Source organism: Paenibacillus sp. J31R34 (assembly GCF_059383715.1).
In genome coordinates this window covers 228,741-246,608 of the sequence record NZ_JBXENU010000004.1, presented here as the reverse complement: position 1 = coordinate 246,608, position 17,868 = coordinate 228,741, and the positions used below count along the sequence as shown (strand labels likewise).

Annotated in this window: 12 protein-coding genes; 6 read left to right on the top strand and 6 right to left on the bottom strand. The window is 49.4% G+C overall.

Going from position 1 to position 17,868, the window contains the following annotated elements; all coding sequences use genetic code 11:
- Nucleotides 1-86 precede the first annotated feature (86 nt).
- The 3 genes from AC50YG_RS13770 to AC50YG_RS13760 form a co-directional block, all read right to left on the bottom strand.
- A complete protein-coding gene (locus AC50YG_RS13770; RefSeq protein ID WP_494827489.1) occupies nucleotides 87-1,103 on the bottom strand; it encodes a FecCD family ABC transporter permease in 1,017 nt (338 codons plus the stop codon).
- A 2-nt stretch (nucleotides 1,104-1,105) separates the two neighbouring features.
- Complete coding sequence (locus AC50YG_RS13765) at nucleotides 1,106-2,110, bottom strand: FecCD family ABC transporter permease (RefSeq protein ID WP_494827487.1); 1,005 nt, start codon at nucleotides 2,108-2,110, stop codon at nucleotides 1,106-1,108.
- A gap of 127 nt (nucleotides 2,111-2,237) precedes the next feature.
- Nucleotides 2,238-3,863 (bottom strand): helix-turn-helix domain-containing protein, encoded by a 1,626-nt coding sequence (locus AC50YG_RS13760; protein WP_494827485.1) that lies wholly within the window; start codon nucleotides 3,861-3,863, stop codon nucleotides 2,238-2,240.
- Between the two features lie 225 nt (nucleotides 3,864-4,088).
- Here AC50YG_RS13760 and AC50YG_RS13755 point away from each other — a divergent pair, with 225 nt between their 5' ends.
- Genes AC50YG_RS13755 through AC50YG_RS13745 form a run of 3 tightly spaced genes read left to right on the top strand, consistent with a single transcriptional unit; the run spans nucleotide 4,089 to nucleotide 7,806 of the window.
- The gene (locus AC50YG_RS13755) at nucleotides 4,089-5,588 is read left to right on the top strand and encodes a spore germination protein (protein WP_494827483.1); all 1,500 of its coding nucleotides are present in this window, start codon (nucleotides 4,089-4,091) and stop codon (nucleotides 5,586-5,588) included.
- Entirely contained in the window at nucleotides 5,585-6,688 is a 1,104-nt protein-coding gene (locus tag AC50YG_RS13750; RefSeq protein ID WP_494827481.1) for a GerAB/ArcD/ProY family transporter, read from the top strand. Before AC50YG_RS13755 ends, AC50YG_RS13750 begins: the two co-directional genes overlap by 4 nt.
- The gene (locus AC50YG_RS13745; protein ID WP_494827479.1) at nucleotides 6,685-7,806 is read left to right on the top strand and encodes a Ger(x)C family spore germination protein; all 1,122 of its coding nucleotides are present in this window, start codon (nucleotides 6,685-6,687) and stop codon (nucleotides 7,804-7,806) included. The genes AC50YG_RS13750 and AC50YG_RS13745 overlap by 4 nt, the downstream gene beginning before the upstream one ends.
- An 80-nt stretch (nucleotides 7,807-7,886) precedes the next feature.
- Here AC50YG_RS13745 and AC50YG_RS13740 read toward each other — a convergent pair whose 3' ends face one another.
- Nucleotides 7,887-8,588, bottom strand: coding sequence for a metal-dependent hydrolase (locus AC50YG_RS13740; RefSeq protein ID WP_494827478.1), 702 nt, complete (start codon nucleotides 8,586-8,588; stop codon nucleotides 7,887-7,889).
- Nucleotides 8,589-9,225: 637 nt separating this feature from the next.
- Here AC50YG_RS13740 and AC50YG_RS13735 point away from each other — a divergent pair.
- Complete coding sequence (locus AC50YG_RS13735; RefSeq protein ID WP_494827476.1) at nucleotides 9,226-10,239, top strand: ABC transporter substrate-binding protein; 1,014 nt, start codon at nucleotides 9,226-9,228, stop codon at nucleotides 10,237-10,239.
- Nucleotides 10,240-10,456: 217 nt separating this feature from the next.
- Nucleotides 10,457-12,070, top strand: a complete 1,614-nt coding sequence (locus AC50YG_RS13730; RefSeq protein ID WP_494827474.1) for a helix-turn-helix domain-containing protein — start codon at nucleotides 10,457-10,459, stop codon at nucleotides 12,068-12,070.
- Nucleotides 12,071-12,399: 329 nt separating this feature from the next.
- On the opposite strand, the gene AC50YG_RS13725 is transcribed toward AC50YG_RS13730, so the two are convergent.
- Nucleotides 12,400-13,506, bottom strand: coding sequence for an MBL fold metallo-hydrolase (locus AC50YG_RS13725; RefSeq protein WP_494827472.1), 1,107 nt, complete (start codon nucleotides 13,504-13,506; stop codon nucleotides 12,400-12,402).
- 255 nt (nucleotides 13,507-13,761) lie between these two features.
- Between AC50YG_RS13725 and AC50YG_RS13720 the strand changes: the two genes are divergently transcribed.
- Nucleotides 13,762-14,058, top strand: coding sequence for a hypothetical protein (locus AC50YG_RS13720; RefSeq protein WP_473757902.1), 297 nt, complete (start codon nucleotides 13,762-13,764; stop codon nucleotides 14,056-14,058).
- A gap of 87 nt (nucleotides 14,059-14,145) precedes the next feature.
- On the opposite strand, the gene AC50YG_RS13715 is transcribed toward AC50YG_RS13720, so the two are convergent.
- The gene (locus AC50YG_RS13715) at nucleotides 14,146-17,826 is read right to left on the bottom strand and encodes a non-ribosomal peptide synthetase (RefSeq protein ID WP_494827471.1); all 3,681 of its coding nucleotides are present in this window, start codon (nucleotides 17,824-17,826) and stop codon (nucleotides 14,146-14,148) included.
- Between the last annotated feature and the right edge of the window lie 42 nt (nucleotides 17,827-17,868).

Genomic DNA, 17,868 nt, shown 5'->3' with positions numbered 1-17,868 from the left:
TGAACGTTCGTTCAGCATCAATTGATTTAAATTGTTAAAGCTTCCCTACTTGCACTACCTGCATTACCTGCATTACTCTGCCCAGCTCAAACTTTTTTCCTGAACAGCATATACAGAAAATACGGGCCGCCGATAAGCGCAACGATGACACCGGCCGGAATCGCATTAGGCTGAAAAATAGACCGTCCAATCGTATCCGCAGCTACGAGTATTACAAGCCCGATGCTAGCCGCCGCCGGCAAAAAATAGCGATGCTGAGGGCCGGCTAGCCTGCGGGCCAGATGTGGAGCTACGAGACCGATAAAGCCAATACCGCCGGTCATGGAGACGCTCGCGCAGGACAAAGCTACGGCAAGAATCATCATGAGCAGCCGATTTCGCGTAACGCTGCTGCCTACGCCTGAAGCGATTTCATCGCCAAAGCTGAACAAATCCAGCGTCTTCGATTTTAAATAAATGATCGGCACCAAAATGACGATCCACGGCAGCAGCGCCCAAACGTTGATCCAATCTCTGCCCCATACACTTCCCGCCAGCCAACGTGCCGCAAATGCATACGTATCCGGGTCCAGCTTAAGGGAGAGGAATAGCGTAATCGCACTGACACCTGCTTCTATCGCAATCCCTACTAGAATAAGCCGGATCGGCATAATGCCCCGCTGCCTGTCATACGCCAGCAAAATAATGACGATGGCGATTACACTGCCCCCGGCAAAGGTGAACATCGGAATGAGCATCGCAGGAGAGTCTTCCATCGTCCGAAAGAAGGATACAAATACGATTAGTCCGAAGGCAGCTCCGGCATGCAGGCCCAAAATACCCGGATCAGCCAGCGCATTGCGCGATACGCCTTGCAGCACTGCTCCGGCAACCCCAAGCCCGATGCCGCCAAGCATCGTTACAACGATACGCGGCAGCCGGTAATCGAACAAAATCATTTGCTCCTCCGTCGTTCCCCCGCCCAGCAGCGTCTGCCATACCGCAAGCGGCGATAAACGTATGGTCCCTGTATTTAAGCCGATCAAAATGACTACAATGGCTAAAATAAACATGACGACGCTGACCGTAATCGCCCTGCGAGCCCGATATGCCGATTGATCCATGACTAGAGCTCCCTCCTCTCTTTACGTGCTAAATAGAGGAAAAATGGAACGCCGACCATAGCAACCATCGCGCCAATGGCAAATTCCCGCGGCGGATTGACCATTCGCGATGCAAAATCAGCCCAGACGAGCAGACTTCCGCCAAGCAGCGCTGAAAACGGCAGCACAAACCGGTAATCGACGCCGACGATTCGGCGGGCCATATGCGGAATAACAAGCCCGACAAAAGCAATAGAGCCTGCGGCTGACACCGAAGCTCCAGCCAGCACTACAGCTATGAGCAGGCCGAGTATGCGGATGCGGGCTGTTTTAATGCCGAGTCCCGTTGCCGCTTCTTCGCCAAGGGAGAGAAACGTAATGGGGCGTCCGAGCAGCATCGCACCTGCCAGACCAGCCAGTATAACGGGGGCCAGCAGCTTCAAATGCATCCACTTCATTCCCGCAACGCCGCCTGCATACCAGAAAGCCAAATCCTGGCTGAGGTCAAAATAAATCGCAATGCCAGTGCTGAGCGAATGCAAAATAGCAGCAACAACAGCGCCTGCTATCGTAAGCCGCAGCGACGTCAGCCCGCCAGGAGCTGCCGAGCCCAGCAGCATGATGAACAAGGTGCTTAAAGCAGCGCCAACGAAGGACAGCAGCATCAAATGCGAATAGGATAACGCCGGAAGCAGCGCAAAGCAAAGCGCCACAACGAAAGCCGCTCCGGCATTTACGCCGAGCAAGCCCGTATCCGCCATCGGATTGCGGGTTACCCCCTGCATAATAGCGCCTGCTACAGCAAATGCCATACCCGTAAGTGCGGCGCCCAGCACACGCGGCAATCTCAGCTCATGTATAATTTGATGCGGCGTCAAGCTGGCATTATAATCAAAAACAGCCGTCCAAACCGTATGCAAATCCATTTCCTTCGCGCCATTCGATACTGCCATAAACAGCGAGAACACAAGCCATGCGCAGCCTGCAATAAGCGATAAACTTATCGTATATCCTTTGTTCCATTTCATACGCCTTTACCCGTAAAGCCTCCCCGAATATCAATATTGATAATCATTATCATCTTCTTCATTATAACGGTTCCCGCTTTCCCGTACATGACATAATTCAAGATCGCCATATGGATTATTCTCAGGTTTACAGCGATAATCTATTCGGTGACAGCAGCAATTGCCCGGCTTCCTCCATCTGCAAATCAATGCCATAAGGGGCGTAGACGATCCATTTTGTTTTATCGAGGAAATATACACGATCATTTTTCACGGCCGGAAAGCTTCTCCACACCGGATTCGTTTTCAGCAAAGCTACCAGCAGCCTATGCTCCGCCTCGTTCGAGAAAACGAGAAACAAATAATCAGCTTCATAGCCGGACAGCTCCTCGGGCGTTATCGAAACCCAGTTGAAACCTGTTCCCGGCGCATGCTGCTGGAGTTTTTCACGAATTTTGGCAGGCGGTGACAGCTGCAGCGAGCGATAAAGCACGTGTCCAATATTGCGAGTGCCATAAATGCGCAGCTCCTCCTGCCGCGCGACGCAAATCGTTGCTGTCGTGCCTATGGACAAAGAGCGCATCAAGCTTCTGCGCAGCTGCTCCGCCTTGCGTTCATGGCGTTCCCGCCATTTTCGCGCAGCCTCCTGCTTGCCCGTCAGCTCAGCCAGCTCATGCATATGGCTGTAGATATCCATCGTTGTCCAAGGAATGCCTACGATTGGCGCTACATCATTCACATGCTTCAGCGCCTTTGCCAGCACATTATCCTTGCAAACAAATAAATCCGGCTGCACTTCAAGAAAGGTTTGGCGCCCAATTTCCCAACGGTCAACCGCATGTTTTGGCAGCTCCAGCTCCCTTGTCACAATAGGTAGATGGGGGTGGACTTGAGCAGCGCAGAGCTCTACTCCCAGCGTAAACAGATGATCCGTATAGGCATAGGAAAGCGAGCTTATTTTCAAATCCCGATTCCGCGTGTACACCGTCGGCGCATAACCGCTCGTTGCCTTAAAACGGCGGCTAAAATAAAACTCGTCTCCATAGCCGACATCACCAGCAATATCATGAATCGGCTTATCGGTCAGCAGCAGCAGCTCCTTCGCCTTGTTCATCCGCAGATCGGTCAGAAAAGCGACCGGCGTCTTATTCATCACCTTCTTGAACACCTGTGAATAATAGGACGGGTGCAGCTGGGCAATTTCAGCAAGCTTGTCCACTCGAATGTCCTCGCGAAAATGGGACTGCATATAGCGGAGCGTGAGCTCCAGCCGCTTTTCCAAATCATTAGCTGCCATTGGAGCCGCATGTGCAATAACGCTGCCGAGCATTTCATGCAAATAATGCTGCTCCAGAAACCGGCTGCTCTCCTCCATACCGCTCTCTTCAGCCGTCAGCAAATAAAGCAGCCGCTTGAAGCGGCTGCCTTTGAGCTTAATAAGCCCTTCCACCGGAAACTCCAGCTCACGCTCGTAAGCCCGCTGATGCTCGCCCTGCTCCTTCAAGCGGAATATATCAAAAATCACCCAGCACAGCTCCACTGGAGCAGTTGTATGGAGAGCTAGCTCCATTACCGTATTTGGTGAAAAAATATAATAACCATCGCGGGCAAGCTTCTCCCGTTCTCCGTTTATAATGAGCTCCCCCTTGCCTTTTGCTGCATACAGCAGCGTATGGCTTGGCAGCGGTTGCCTGCCATCCGCCCAGCTTGGGGAGGAAGAGGCTTGCTTGGCTTGTTTTATTTCCAATAATAGATCAGTCAAAAATGTCGTCATCTCTTGGACTCTCCCTTAATTGCCGCAGCAGGGCAAGGCAAAGCTTGGAACGTTCAGCGCTGGGCCTGGCCCGATTGTGCGGCATGCTGCTATTCATTATATAGAAAAAAATAGCCGCTGGCACTCTTATCCCCCACTAGCGCTTTATCTCGTCTGCATACAATTTGCCTCTGCTGGAAAAAATACCAGAACCGAAACAATCAATTAGGGAGGATGTCTGCCGCTATGCCTGATAACCATACGGAGCAAAATAAGCCGCATAGCGACCGCATCAGCACCGACTTACAGGAAAATCTCGCAAAAATTCAGCAGCTTTTCTCCGATACTCCCGATATGGTTATCCGTCGGCTGCTTATTAAACAATCAGGCAAACAGGCTTTGCTCATCTATATTGACGGATTGAATGACAAAGCGGCCATTAATGACAATGTACTGCGTCCCCTCCAGCAGGAAACGACAGAAGGCAGCCAGGAAATTGCCGTCACGGTCGGCCATATGGAGCATTTTCACGACTGGGAGCATGCGGATCTGGCGCTATTTCAGGGGAACAGCCTGTTGTTTATTGATGGCAGCGAACATTTCTATTCCCTTGATACGAAGGGATGGCCGCAGCGCAGTATTGAAGATCCACAGCTCGAATCGTCGCTGAAGGGAGCACATCAGGGTTTTCTGGAAACAGGAGAATTGAACATCGCCCTTATTCGCCGCTATATTCCTCACCGAGGACTTAAAATAAAGCGGCTCACGGTTGGGCAGCGTGGGAAAACCGCCGTTTCTATCATGTACATTGAGGATATTGCAAACGAGAGGTATGTCTCTAAACTGATTGAGCGCATTCAGCAAATTGATGTCGATGCCGTCATTAATACAGGCGAGCTGTGCGAGTTTATTGAGGACAACCCCTTTTCACTGTTCCCGCAGTTGATTACAACAGAGCGCCCCGACACAGCGGCATCCCAATTGCTGCAAGGACGCTGCGCTGTCGTCGTCGACCGTTCCCCGAACGTGCTGATTGCACCTGTAACCTTTCTGTCCTTCTTTCAAAATATTGACGATTACAGCTCACGCTGGACCATAGCGACGTTTCTTCGCCTGCTTCGTCTGTTTGCTTTTTTTATGGCGGCGTTTCTTCCGGCCTTCTATATTTCCGTCGTTTCCTATCACTTTGAAATTATTCCGCTCAAGCTGCTGCTTACGCTTGGCGAATCAAGGGGACAGGTGCCTTTCCCCCCCTTTGTTGAAGCGATCCTAATGGAAATCACGCTAGAGCTGCTGAGGGAAGCGGGCATCCGGCTGCCTGCTCCCGTCGGGCAAACCGTGGGCATCGTCGGAGGTATCGTCATTGGACAAGCCGTCGTTCAAGCTGGGCTCATAAGCAATGTTATGGTAATTGTCGTCGCCTTTACGGCAATTTCATCCTTCATTTTGCCTAACTATGACATGGTAGCAGCGGTGAGGCTGATCCGCTTTATTTTAATGATTTTGGCATCCATGTTCGGATTTGTTGGCCTTGTGATTGGCTTCATGACGTTGATTGGCCATATTCTTGCGTTAAAATCGCTCGGCACCGCCTATGGCAGCCCCATTGGTCCTGTCCGGCTGGCAGATTTGAAGGATACGATTATCCGGGTCCCTCTCTGGCTTATGGATAAACGTCCGCTCAGCACAGCTCCCAAGCAGTCAGTAAGACAACGTCAAAGTCGGATACAGGAGGACACGGAATGAAAAGCTACGTTGGAAAGCAAATTACGCTTTTCCAGTTCATTGCCATCATTTCCGGCAGTCAGGTAAGCGTAGCGGTACTTAGCCTTCCCAGGCGATTGGCTGAATCGGCGGGTACCGACGGCTGGATTGCCATCATTATCGGTTGGGCGGTGAGCCTGATTGCAGGCCTTTCCATTGTAGGTGTCATGAAATATTATCCTGAGGGCACCTTATTCGATCTATTGTCGGAATATATGGGGCGCTGGGCTGGAGTATTGGCCGCTGGGCTGTTTGCGCTCTATTTTTTTTACCTGATGTATGATGGGCTTGTACGCACGATTCTCGTAACAAAAACGTGGCTGCTGCCGAATACGCAGTCGTCCATGCTCATGCTGCTTATGCTTATTCCAGCCTACTCCATTGTTCGGCATGGCATCCGCAACGTAGCGAGATATGCCGAGCTTGTCATATGGATATCGCTTTGGATTCCTTTTGTATATTTGTTTACGCTTAAGCATCCACATTGGCTGTATTTGCTGCCCATTCTCAAGGATGGCTGGATGCCCGTGCTGACTGCCGTGAAGTCAACCATTTATCCGATGCTGGGCATGGTAGAAATTTTCGTACTGTATCCGTATCTAAAATACAAGCAATATGCTGGCAAAGGCATAGTGATCGCCAACTCCATTACAGCACTGCTCTATTTGTTCGTTACGATTATTTGCTACGTTTATTTCAGCCCGGAGGAAAGCAGAATCTACAATGATCCCGTCATCAGCGTGCTGAAGTCTATTGAGTTCAAATTTATAGAGCGCATTGAGGTTACCTTCATAGCCTTCTATTTGTTTATCTTCTCGCTCATTTGGATTCCTACAATGTATTTGGTGTCCTATTGCACCGGCTGGATATTCAAGCAGGAAAGCAGTGCTATCCCCCTTCGCGTGCTTGGTATTTCGCTGGTGATCGGGACGTATTTTTATTTCCCCACTTACAATGTCAGTACCTACCTGGCCAGCCAATTGACTTGGGCAGGACTTACAATGGAGTATATTTTCCCTATATGCCTGCTTGGGTATCTATGGCTAAGCAAGCTTTGGAGAAAAGAAAGGAGTATTCCATGAGCCATACCATCGCCCGGCTAGCCATAGTTGCTGTAATCACGCTCTTTCTTTCCAGCTGCAGTGATCAGCTGAATTTGGAAAATGCCACTACACCGCTCATACTAGGGATGGATTTGGACAAAAATGATAAATTTCATTTTTATTTGACCGCCCCTGTGTTTAGTAAAAATATTAAAAAGAAAAGCAGTGAAATGACAGGAATAGCTAAAACACTGCGGCAGTCAAGATCCGAGCAGGATGCCCAGACAGCAGGCTCTACGCAAGGCCGAAATTACCAAATTATTCTAATCGGTAAGCGAATGCTGGAGCATGAGGGCTGGTTTCAAATGCTCGACGTCATCTACCGGGACGCTCGAAACACGATTACGGACCGGGTCGTAGTTGTTGATGGCTCTGTACCAGAGATGCTGTATTTGAATCCGCCAGATCAGCCGATGCTGCCGATTTTGCTCCGCGGCATGGTAGACTCCACCAGCTCCCATTCGGAAACAGTCAGTACGACGGCGCATGAGCTTCACCGGCAGTTTTTCGATAAGGGGGTTACTCCTTATGCCTCTCAGGTCAAAATCATTGGCGGCAAGGTGCGCATTCAGGGAACAGCACTTCTATCGCAAGCAGGCATATACAAGGGGATGCTCGATGCTCAAGAAACGGTGCTGCTGCGCATTTTACAGAAAAATGCATTGCCGGGCTTTAGCCTCTCCTATCAATTGCCTGAAGAGCCGAAGAAAACGCCGTTTTCCACAAATACCGTCAGTTTTTCTACGGGTAAGGTCAAAACCAAAATTAAAACTAGCTTTAAAAGTAACCGTTTTAAATTTGATATAAAAGTAAATATGGTTGTTGGCCTATCCGAGCATCTGTTTCCCTTCGATGTCTATCATGATAGCAAACAGCTGGAGGATATGATTGCGCAGCAGATGACCACCCATTTCAATTCTCTTATTACGAAGTTCCAAAAGCTCAAAATCGATCCCATCGGGCTAGGCGTATATGCGAGAGCGTACGAATATAGGGCATTCAAAAAAGTTGAGGATGATTGGGCAGAAGTACTGGCGCAGGCCGATATTAACGTGACTGCCAAAGTGAAAATCGCCGCAATGGGACCGATAAAATAAGAAAAACAGGCTGCCCTTGACGGAAGGCCTGCTTGTCTTATGTTCAAACATGCAGCAAAAGCGCTTCATTAATTGTTCGCTTACGCTTGCTTTATAATGTCGAGCTTGTCGCCCGGCGCCATCACTTTGCCATTAAGACCTCGTGCTTCAAGAGCCTGCACAAAGCTTTCGGCATCCTGCCTGATGGGCTCAAACGTATTATAGTGAATCGGTATTACGAGCTTCGCCCGGTACCATTCCGCTGCCTGCAGCGCTTCCTCCGGCCCCATTGTAAACTGGTCGCCGATAGGGATAAAGGCAACATCGATAACCTCTTGATCGCCGATCAGCTTCATATCGCTGAATAAAGCGGTGTCGCCGGCATGGAGGATCGTCAGCCCTTCGGAGCGAATAACAAAGCCCGAAGCAAGCCCTCCGTATGTAATCGTCTGTTTTTCTTCGTCAATAATGCCCGACGTATGGATAGCCGGCACCATTTTCGCCTGCGCAAAGCCTAAATCGACGGTGCCTCCGATATTCATCGGTATGGTCTGCGCACCTTTCCAGGACATATATGCCGCAAGCTCAAAATTAGCTACAACAGGCGCATCATTGGCTTTAGCTACTGGCGCCGCATCCAAAATATGATCTTGATGTGCGTGTGTCAGAAGGACAGCATTCACTTTAATATCCTCGGGCTTCGTAACCGCCTGCCCATTACCGCTGATAAACGGATCAATAATCAGTGACTTATCCCCTGTTATGAGCTGTACAGCAGAATGACCATGGTAAATAATTTGCATCGCTTCCTACACTCCTTTAACGATAAATTAGCTTGAAGTCCTTATTTCCATATTACGCTCCTGCCTGTACAGTTGCAACTTAACGCGAGGAGCATCGCTTTGAATATACGAAGGGCAAGGTGAAACGGCTGCCCTCCGTCCTTTGGCGGCGCGGCGCGTTTCAGTCCGAGAAATATAGAGGAAGGATGAAAAAATCATATCCTTTCCTATATTTCAAGCAAAAGGCGGCCAAACGATAAAGATCGCTTGGCCGCCCTTTTGCCACTAACCTATCTCAATCCTTCAAGAATCCGATCCTGAATAACCGAGTCATCCTCAACAATTGTCGCTCCGGCTTTCATAATGTAAATAACGCCTCCAAAAAAACACGCTGTAAGAATCAAAAAGCAATATAATGCCAACATCGCTTACACCCCCTTGAACTATTTTCCTCTAACCTTATTATAGGAGAGTATGGGGTGTAATGGCGCACGAAAATTTAACAGGATCGTGAACATCTACAGCTGCCCTTGCACGCATTTGTACAAACCAAAATCAGCTTTGAATTTTATCCATTGTACAACTGGCCGCAATCCATTATGCTAGTCGACGATAATGATTATCAATATCCTTGAGATAACGCAGGAGGAGAAACACAATGAAACAAGCGGGACGAATTATTTCTTTACTTACTACTGTCACATTAATGGGGGCATTATTGTTGGCATGCGGAAGCAACACGGAGCAGCCTTCAGCTGAACAAGTAAGCACCTCTCCTACTACAGAAGTGAGCAGTTCACCAGCTGCGGAAAGCCCTGCGGCTTCGGCGGAAGCTGAAACGGGAACTCGAATTTTCAAGGACTGGACAGGCCACGATGTTGAAGTGCCGGTTACGCCTCAGCGCGTTATTTACCATGGCGAAACGACAGGCGATTTGCTTGCTCTAGGCGTTACACCTATCGGAGTTATGAAAAACACAGAAGGCTCCGTCTACGAGGAGCAAGTTAAAGATGCGGAAGATGTAGGCTTTCCAATTAGCGTCGAAAAGTCATTATCGCTTTCTCCTGATCTGATCATTTTCGGCAATTCAGATGATGCCCAGTATGAGGCGCTTGCCAAAGTCGCACCTACCGTTACCTTTGATACGTTTGCGCCGCTTGAGGACCGCATGCGCATTTTGGGTGACCTGCTGAATAAGAAGCAAGAAGCCGAGGACTGGATTGCCCAATATACAGCAAAAACCAAAGAAATGTGGGCTATGCTGCACGAGAATGGCCTGAAGGAAGGCGAAACGGCTTCCATCTTCACGATGTATCCGGGCAACCGCCTGTTCATTATGGCTAATGCTGGACTTCCGCAGGCTGTTTACAACGAGGATGGCTTCAAGCCGACTCCACTCATTCAGGAAATTATTGACGCTAGCGAAGGCTTCCGGGAAATCTCCGCAGAAATTTTGCCTGAAGCTGCAGGCGATCGGATTTTTATTTTAAATCCCGTACCTGATGATGCCAAGAAAGACACGGAAGAGCTGCTGAAAAGCACGATTTGGAAAAACCTACCTGCCGTAAAAGCAGGAAAAGTATATTACTTTGACATTCAGAAAGCTTCCAGCGATGCAACTTCCCGCGAGTGGCTGATTGACGCGCTGCCAGCAGAAATTTTGAAAAAATAACGCTTACTGCGCAAGCTTCGCTACGAATGGCAAATAACAAACGATACAGGTCGAGTTAAAGGGCATCATTGAGCCCTAACTCGGCCTGTTTTCTTTTTCAGCCAAAAAGTTCAATCCTTCTTTCCGTCCATTCGCTTCCCCTCTTATCTGTGGCATAATGAAAGGATACAAAGCAATCGTATTGCTAAAGAACTTAAATGTAAGGAGCATCGCTCGCATGAATGCCCATGAAACCCCGTCCGTTCCGCTTCACCACCTCTTGCTTAAGCTTGTGAGCATGAAGCGGCTAACGAAGTCCGCGGACGTTACTTTTGCCGAGCAAACCGTCGAGAGCCATACGCTGCTCATTATTATCGACAGTGAAGGCACGCTTTATTTGAACAATCGCTTTATCCGGTTTGAAGCGTTCAGCGCATTCCAATTAGCTCCCGGAGATTGCTACCAATTTGATGGCCAGACGAATGAGACGATGGACTACTACTGCCTCGTCTATTCCGTTGTTCGTGTGGACTATGTGCAGCCATCGTTTTATCAGCAATCGCTGTTTCCTGGCAAGCACGAGCTGCGTCTTTACCCGCTAGCTCCGTATATCAAGCTGCTGGAATTGATACAGGCAGCTGGCAAGTCACTCCAAGGCATCGAGGCATATAAACAAAATCTCGCTTTCCAGAAGCTGATGGGCATGCTGCTAGAACAGCATCTTCCGGCAAGCCAAGGCGACCGCCAGCTATATTCAGTTGAGGATACCATGCACTATATTCAGCTTCATTATAAAAGCCCGCTTACAGTCAAGGAGCTCGCGGCGCTGACGAACATGGCCCAGTGGCAATACAGCTCCTTGTTTAAAGCGCTAACGGGGAAAAAACCGCTTGATTATTTGGTATCCCTGCGCATTGACCATGCCAAGGAATGGCTCGCAAACTCCCATGCCTCGCTGCGTGAAATTGCCGAATGGTGCGGCTTCGCCGACGAATATTATTTCAGCCGCCGCTTCCGGCAAATGACCGGCGGTTCGCCAAGGCAATATGCCCTGTCCATGCGGCAGCGCGTTCAGATCAAAGACTGGCTGGGACATCAAGTCATCATCCCAGCAGAGCCGCAGCGCATTTTGTATTATGGCGAGACGCTGGGCGACTTGCATGTACTTGGCTTTCAATCTATCGGGGGAGAGGATTTTTCCGACTTCCCCATGTTCAATAAAGAGCAGGCGACGGAGCTTGCGCCTGATTTGATTATTTTGGCAAGCGGCGACGAGCAGATTTATGAGCAGGCGGCGGACATTGCCCCGACGCTTGCCTTTAACTCTTGGGGAACGCTGGAGGAGCGTTTGCTTATGCTTGGAGACTGGCTTGGAAAAAAACAGGAGGCGCTGCGCTGGCTAGCTAGGCACAAGCGGCGGACGGAACAGATGTGGCAGCAGCTAAGCAGCCATTTAAGGGCAGGCGAGACAGCCTCCGTATTCATTTTTGAACGGGGAAATCGGCTGTTTATTATGGCTGGCAGCGGGCTGGCATCCACCCTCTACCATCCGCTTGGCTTTGCCCCAGTCAGTGAAGTGAAAATGCTCATTGCCGCTCAGCGTGCTTATAAAGAAATAACAGTAGCCTCGTTGCCCCAATATGCCGGAGATCGCCTGTTTATGATTGTTCCCGAAACAGACGATTCGCGGCAAGCGATGGAGTCGCTCATAAGCAGTCCGCTCTGGAAGCAGCTTGCGGCCGTCCAAAGGGGCCATGCCTATGTAGTAGACAATAGCTGGAACTATAGCGATGCAGAAACAGGAAACAAGCTGCTCGGCATGCTGCCCAAGCTATTGCAAAAACCGTCCTGAAGCCGGAGCATCAGGACGGTTTTTTTAATAATATAGGAAAGTAAATCCATGCGCTATCCGTTCTCTTATTTCTCGGAATGAAACGCGCTGCGCCGCCATAGGATGGCGGCAGCCGTTTCACCTTGAAATATAGGAAAGGATATTTTAACGCATCCTTTCTCTATATTTCTCGGACTGAAACGCGCCGCGCCCCCATAGGATGGCGTCAGCCGTTTCACCTTGAAATATAGGAAAGGATATGATTTTTCCATCCTTACTCTATATTTCTCGGAATGAAACGCGCTGCGCCCCCATAGGATGGCGTCAGCCGTTTCACCTTGGTTAGCCTTTTACTGAGCGGTTGTCTTCCACCAAATTGAGGATGGAAGGCGGCTGGCCCCAACGGCTACCGGCTCCCCAATGATTGGCGTTGCAACCTGTACATCCAGTTGCTGGGCTGCTCTCGTCACGCGCTCTACTGGATCATTCCAGTCGTGAAAGCTGAGCGTAAAAGCTCCCCAGTGAATGGGAAGCAGCGTTTTTCCTTTTACATCGACATGTGCCTGCACCGTTTCCTCCGGCATCATATGAATTGCCGCCCAACGCGGATCATATTGTCCACATTCCATAAGAGTCAGGTCAAATGGGCCATATTTCTCGCCAATTTCTTTGAAATGCGCACCATAACCACTATCTCCGCTAAAATATATATTAGCTGCGCGTCCTGTAATAACCCAGGAGCACCACAAAGTAGAATCCCGATTGTTCAAGTTTCGTCCTGAAAAATGCTGGGCTGGAGCAGCCGCTAACCGAATGCCTTCAAATTCCAGCTCCTCCCACCAGTCATGCTCCGTTATGATGGATTTATCTACTCCCCAACGCTCCAAATGGCTGCCTACACCGAGCGGAACGATGAAGCGGCGAACTTTGTTTTTAAGCTTGAGAATGGAATCATAGTCCAAATGGTCATAATGATCATGAGATAAAACAACAGCGTCAATTTGCGGCAGCTCGGCAATTTCAAACGGCAATTTGCCGCTATAACGCTTGTTTCCGAAAAAAGGGAACGGCGATGGCGCTTGGCCAAACATCGGATCGAGCAAAATATGTTTCCCATCCAGTTCAAGCAGCATAGCCGAATGTCCAAACCAAGTGACTTGTGCTTGCTCTCCCTTATCATTCCCGCCAAATTGCAGCTGCTGTAATGGCAGCTTAGCCTGCGGCCTGCGATTAGGGTTTGTTTTCATATAGTCTCGCAGCATGGAAAGTAAGCCCCCTGCACTGTTGTCCATGACCGTCATGCTCAAATTTTTAAACTTGCCATCTTGGTAATGGGGTAAATGTGAAAAAGCCGCCTGCTGCTCCTTCGTTAACACGCCTCCGAGCGCAGGATAGAATTTTAAAACAAGCACTACCGCAAGCAGCAGTATAGCAAGCACGATAATAGCAGTCAGCATGGCAATTACTCCTTTAAGTGATGGTTAATAAAAGCTGGATACATCATAAACGAACGATCATTTATTTAAAAAGAGATTCATGAAGCCCAAAATGAACGCCTTCGCTAATAATAAATGATCATTCAGTTAATGTCAACCTATGTGCTTTTCCTCCTGTTAGCTAATCATCTAAAAGATTGTAACATTTTTCACAGCTTCCCGGCGTCCAATGGATTATAATAGAAGTGAGCCCGGAAGAATAAGGAGGAAGCCCATATGTCTATCCAACATACCGTACATTTCAAAATCATTCGCCCCCATGAAACGAAGACGCTGCACGGGTTGATTTTTCTGGAAGAAAACCAGCAGCCTACTGTAGAGGATTACGCCAAATGCCTTAAATTGTGCGGCCACGATGTGGTCATCCACGATGTCGATAAGTTTATTTTCAAAGCAGAATCTGATGGTGAATCCTATTTAATTGATGTTTTGGAGGATTTCGAAAAGCGCGTGCGTGATCTTGACGCTGAAAATCTCAGCAGAAGCTTCCAGAAGCCAAACCCAAGCTTTTAATCCGCTCCTTTCTTATCGTATAAAAAAACGCCAAGCTCCAGCCCTTCACAGGTCTGATGCTTGGCGTTTTGCTTATTGGTGATTGGACTATCTGACCGGGCGACGCTCACTTGCCTGCGGGAAGTAGCCAATTGACGTTGCATACGCGAGCATATTTCCGATTAGCTGCTCATTAGGCGCTGCGCATGCAATGCTCGATGGCTGCAAGGCGGAGCTTGTCAGCTCGCAGCTGTAGAAATAGGCCGAGTCCTTCGCCCCGTCGCCTTCCAATTGCGCGATTGCGAGCTGCACACCCTCCTGATTTTTCGGGATGGCTTTATCAAGCAGCCACTTCGTATAGGCCGCTGTGCTTGACGTTTCGATGGAATAGCCGCTGCTGCGCAGCATGTCCATCAACCTCCCGTATGGAAGCGGCTCCGGGTTGCAAATATGGTAGACGCCTCCAGCTGTATCCGGCTTAAGTGCCAAGCTCACAATCGATTGTCCGGCATAATCAATTGGCGTAATATCGATGTCCCAGGTAACCTCTGGCGCTTGTCCAAGCAGCAGCATCGATTTGAGCATCCGGTAAAACGCGTTGCTGTCAATGTTTCGCTGGAAGCTGCCGCTTACCGAGTGGCAGGATAAATTTCCTGCCCGATAAATGCTGACGGGCACGCCCTGCTCTGCAGCAGCGTACAGCAGCTTCTCCGCTTCCAGCTTGCTGTTCGTATATAAGCTCTCGACTCGCAGCTCCGGCGCAAGCTCCCCTGCGGCTACCACGGCCTCCCATTGACCGCTTAATGCAAGATCTTCCGGAATGCCAAGCGTAGAAATATGGTGGAAGCGAACCGTTTGGCGGCAAGCGGCGGCAAGCTCCAGCAAATATGCTGTCCCGAGCACATTCGTACGGGCAAATTGTCCCTCTTCGCCAAAATGCCTCACATCCGCTGCACTGTGCATAATCGCATCCAAGCTGCTTATCAACTGCTGATACTGCTGCTCCTCAAGCCCGAGCCGTGGCGCTTCCAAATTGCCTTCTACCGCTACAACGCGCCCTTCCATTAATGGTATCGCCGCATCTCCAAAATAATAAGCAATATGGCTCCGAAGTCTCGCTTCGCCCGGCTCTGTACCTGGCCGTACGAGGCAATAAATGGTCGCATCGCTTTGCATAAGCAGCTCATAGAGCAAATATCCGCCTAAATAGCCGGTAGCACCAGTCAGCAGTACGCCCTTCGGCTGCTGATCAAAGCTGACAGGCAGCTCAGGCCTGTAGCGCATAGCAGGCAACTCTTCCAGTGGCAAGGCTGGCCCAACATGGCGGGCCGTCTCCTGCTGCTCGTGCGCTTCGGAAGCAAGCTGCTCAATGCGCGCGGCAATCGCTTCAATCGTTCTATATTGAAATAAATCATTAATTTTCAATTCCGGGTAATACGGCTTAAGACTTGCTAAAATATGAATAATTCCGAGCGAGTCGCCGCCGATCGTAAAGAAATCATCATGAATGCCGATATGCACAAGGCTGAGTGCCTCTGCCCATGCGCCCGCAATCATTCGTTGAATGCCATTTTGAGGGGCAACGTAGTCTACGCTGATCTGCTCCTCTTGGTAGGAATAGCTTTGCAGCTTTTTCCGGTCGATTTTTCCGGTTGGCGAAATCGGCATTTCGTCCAATTGGACGATCCATTTCGGTACAAAATAAGAGGGCAGCTTATCGCCCAGCTCTTGCTTGATGGTAACGGTAGAGAGCGGCTTACCGTCCTTTGAAGTAAAGAAGCCGACGAGCATATTTTGCTCCTGTGCATCCTTTTTGCAGATGACTGCTACGTTTTGCACATTGGCGATTTTGGAAAAGCTGTCTTCGATTTCCCCAATCTCAATGCGATGTCCGCGAATTTTAATTTGCGAATCCCGACGTCCCACATATTCAATTGTGCCGTCCGGCAGCAGCTTCGCAATATCGCCTGACTTATAAATTTGACCATCGCCAAATGGATTGGCTACAAACGCATCCGCCGTTTTTTCCGGTTGATTTAAATACCCTTTCGCAAGTCCAATTGTTTCAATCAGCACCTCGCCATGCACATGTACGGGGCATAGCTGGTTCAGCTCGTTGACGATATACACTTTGTAGTTTTGAATTGGCTTGCCAATTGGCACGTTTGTCAAATCATCGGAAATATAGCTGCTGATTTTATGCGTAGTGGTGCACACCGTGCATTCCGTTGGCCCATATACATTGACGATCGCAATGCTGTCCTGGAACTTCCGCTGGAACGCCCGAACCTGCTCGCCATAAAGCGCCTCTCCTGCTACAGTGATCAGCTTTACGCCTGCAAGCTTTTTGTAACCCTCATCTGATAAATAAGCAGAAAGCTGGTTAAAAAAGACAGTTGGCAAAATCGTAATAATCGTCGTTTTCGTCCGTTCAATGGCTGAAGCAAATTCCTCAACAGATACGCGCTCCTCTGGAGAAAGCAAATACAAATGCGCACCATAGAACAGCGCTCCAATCGTATCCCATACCGATGCGTCAAAGCTGTAGGTGGCGAACTGCGTCAGTATATCCTCATGTCCGATTTCACAGTCCAGCCGCACCGTGTCGCCTAGATTGACGACGCCTTCATGCGCAATGAGAGCTCCCTTCGGTCTTCCCGTAGAGCCGGACGTATAAATAATATAAGCCAAATCATCCGGCGCTACCTGAGCATTCGGGTTCGAAGCCTCTACCCGGTCATAAGCGATATGCTCCACTACGATGATTTCCTTCAACTGCTCAAGCCCTTCGGACTGATGCTGCGCCTGCTCCTCATATTTCGCTTTGGTCAGCACGAACACCGACCGGGTATCTTGCAAAATGTAACGGTTGCGCTCCTCCGGATGCTCGGGGTCTAGCGGCACATAAGCGGCTCCCGCCTTCAAAATGCCAAGCAAGCTGACGATCAATTCCAAGCTTCGCTCCATATAAATGGTGACGAAATCGCCTTTGCTCACGCCTTTGCTGATCAGCAGGTTCGCCATTTGATTCGCCTGCTCATTGAGCTGACGGTAGGTAAGCTCCCCGTGTACAGATGATACAGCCGTTCGCTCGCCATGCTGCGCAGCTGCAAGCTCAATCATGCCATGAATCGTCTGCTTGCGGTCATAAGCGCCGGTTGTTGCATTCATTTTCTCATAGACGAGCCGGTCCACATCGGTTAATAGATCAATGGCTGCCACACGCGCGGCCGAATCAGTTAAGGCCGCTAGGAACAGCGTCGTATAATAAGCGGCATAGCGGTCGACGGTCGCTTTTCCCAGCAACGATTGATCATATTGAATGCTGAGCTGCCACTTTCCACTGCGTTCTTGAAGCTGAAGGTTAATCATTTCCGAAGTAGGCTGTACCGGGTGTCGATGCGAGAAGCGAGTGTCATAATGGGCTTGGTCCGAGGATGATCCATCATCTACAGCATGCAATAACGAGGTTTTCAGGCTTGCAAATGTGTTCGTTTCTTCGATATGGGCTAGCCATGGCTTAACCTTGCCTTGGGCTCCCTGCACGCCGATGAGCAGCTGCTTCTCGCTTGAAAGTCGGTACAAGAGCGCTGCATACGCCGCAGCGGCCTCTGCTTCTAAATCCTGTTCTTTTCTCGTTTCTATCAGTTGGCTTACCTGTTCGCCCAGCGCGTATTCTTCCGTTGCATAAGAATACGTGCGGTTATGACGCGAAAAATCTAGTGGGATTAATAAGACAAATTCGCTGGAAGCAATCTGGTTAATTGTAGTGTGTTTATTTTCCGTCATAATTGTAAAACCTCCTGTGGGGGAATTTCCCTGCAGCTGTAA

What these genes read in the sequence shown, in the direction of transcription:
- AC50YG_RS13750 (WP_494827481.1), top strand. Translation starts at nt 5,585, where the DNA reads ATGAAAAGCTACGTTGGAAAGCAAATTACGCTTTTCCAGTTCATTGCC.
- AC50YG_RS13765 (WP_494827487.1), bottom strand. Translation starts at nt 2,110, where the DNA reads ATGAAATGGAACAAAGGATATACGATAAGTTTATCGCTTATTGCAGGC.
- AC50YG_RS13720 (WP_473757902.1), top strand. Translation starts at nt 13,762, where the DNA reads ATGTCTATCCAACATACCGTACATTTCAAAATCATTCGCCCCCATGAA.
- AC50YG_RS13730 (WP_494827474.1), top strand. Translation starts at nt 10,457, where the DNA reads ATGAATGCCCATGAAACCCCGTCCGTTCCGCTTCACCACCTCTTGCTT.
- AC50YG_RS13740 (WP_494827478.1), bottom strand. Translation starts at nt 8,588, where the DNA reads ATGCAAATTATTTACCATGGTCATTCTGCTGTACAGCTCATAACAGGG.
- AC50YG_RS13760 (WP_494827485.1), bottom strand. Translation starts at nt 3,863, where the DNA reads ATGACGACATTTTTGACTGATCTATTATTGGAAATAAAACAAGCCAAG.
- AC50YG_RS13770 (WP_494827489.1), bottom strand. Translation starts at nt 1,103, where the DNA reads ATGGATCAATCGGCATATCGGGCTCGCAGGGCGATTACGGTCAGCGTC.
- AC50YG_RS13755 (WP_494827483.1), top strand. Translation starts at nt 4,089, where the DNA reads ATGCCTGATAACCATACGGAGCAAAATAAGCCGCATAGCGACCGCATC.
- AC50YG_RS13745 (WP_494827479.1), top strand. Translation starts at nt 6,685, where the DNA reads ATGAGCCATACCATCGCCCGGCTAGCCATAGTTGCTGTAATCACGCTC.
- AC50YG_RS13715 (WP_494827471.1), bottom strand. Translation starts at nt 17,826, where the DNA reads ATGACGGAAAATAAACACACTACAATTAACCAGATTGCTTCCAGCGAA.
- AC50YG_RS13725 (WP_494827472.1), bottom strand. Translation starts at nt 13,506, where the DNA reads ATGCTGACTGCTATTATCGTGCTTGCTATACTGCTGCTTGCGGTAGTG.
- AC50YG_RS13735 (WP_494827476.1), top strand. Translation starts at nt 9,226, where the DNA reads ATGAAACAAGCGGGACGAATTATTTCTTTACTTACTACTGTCACATTA.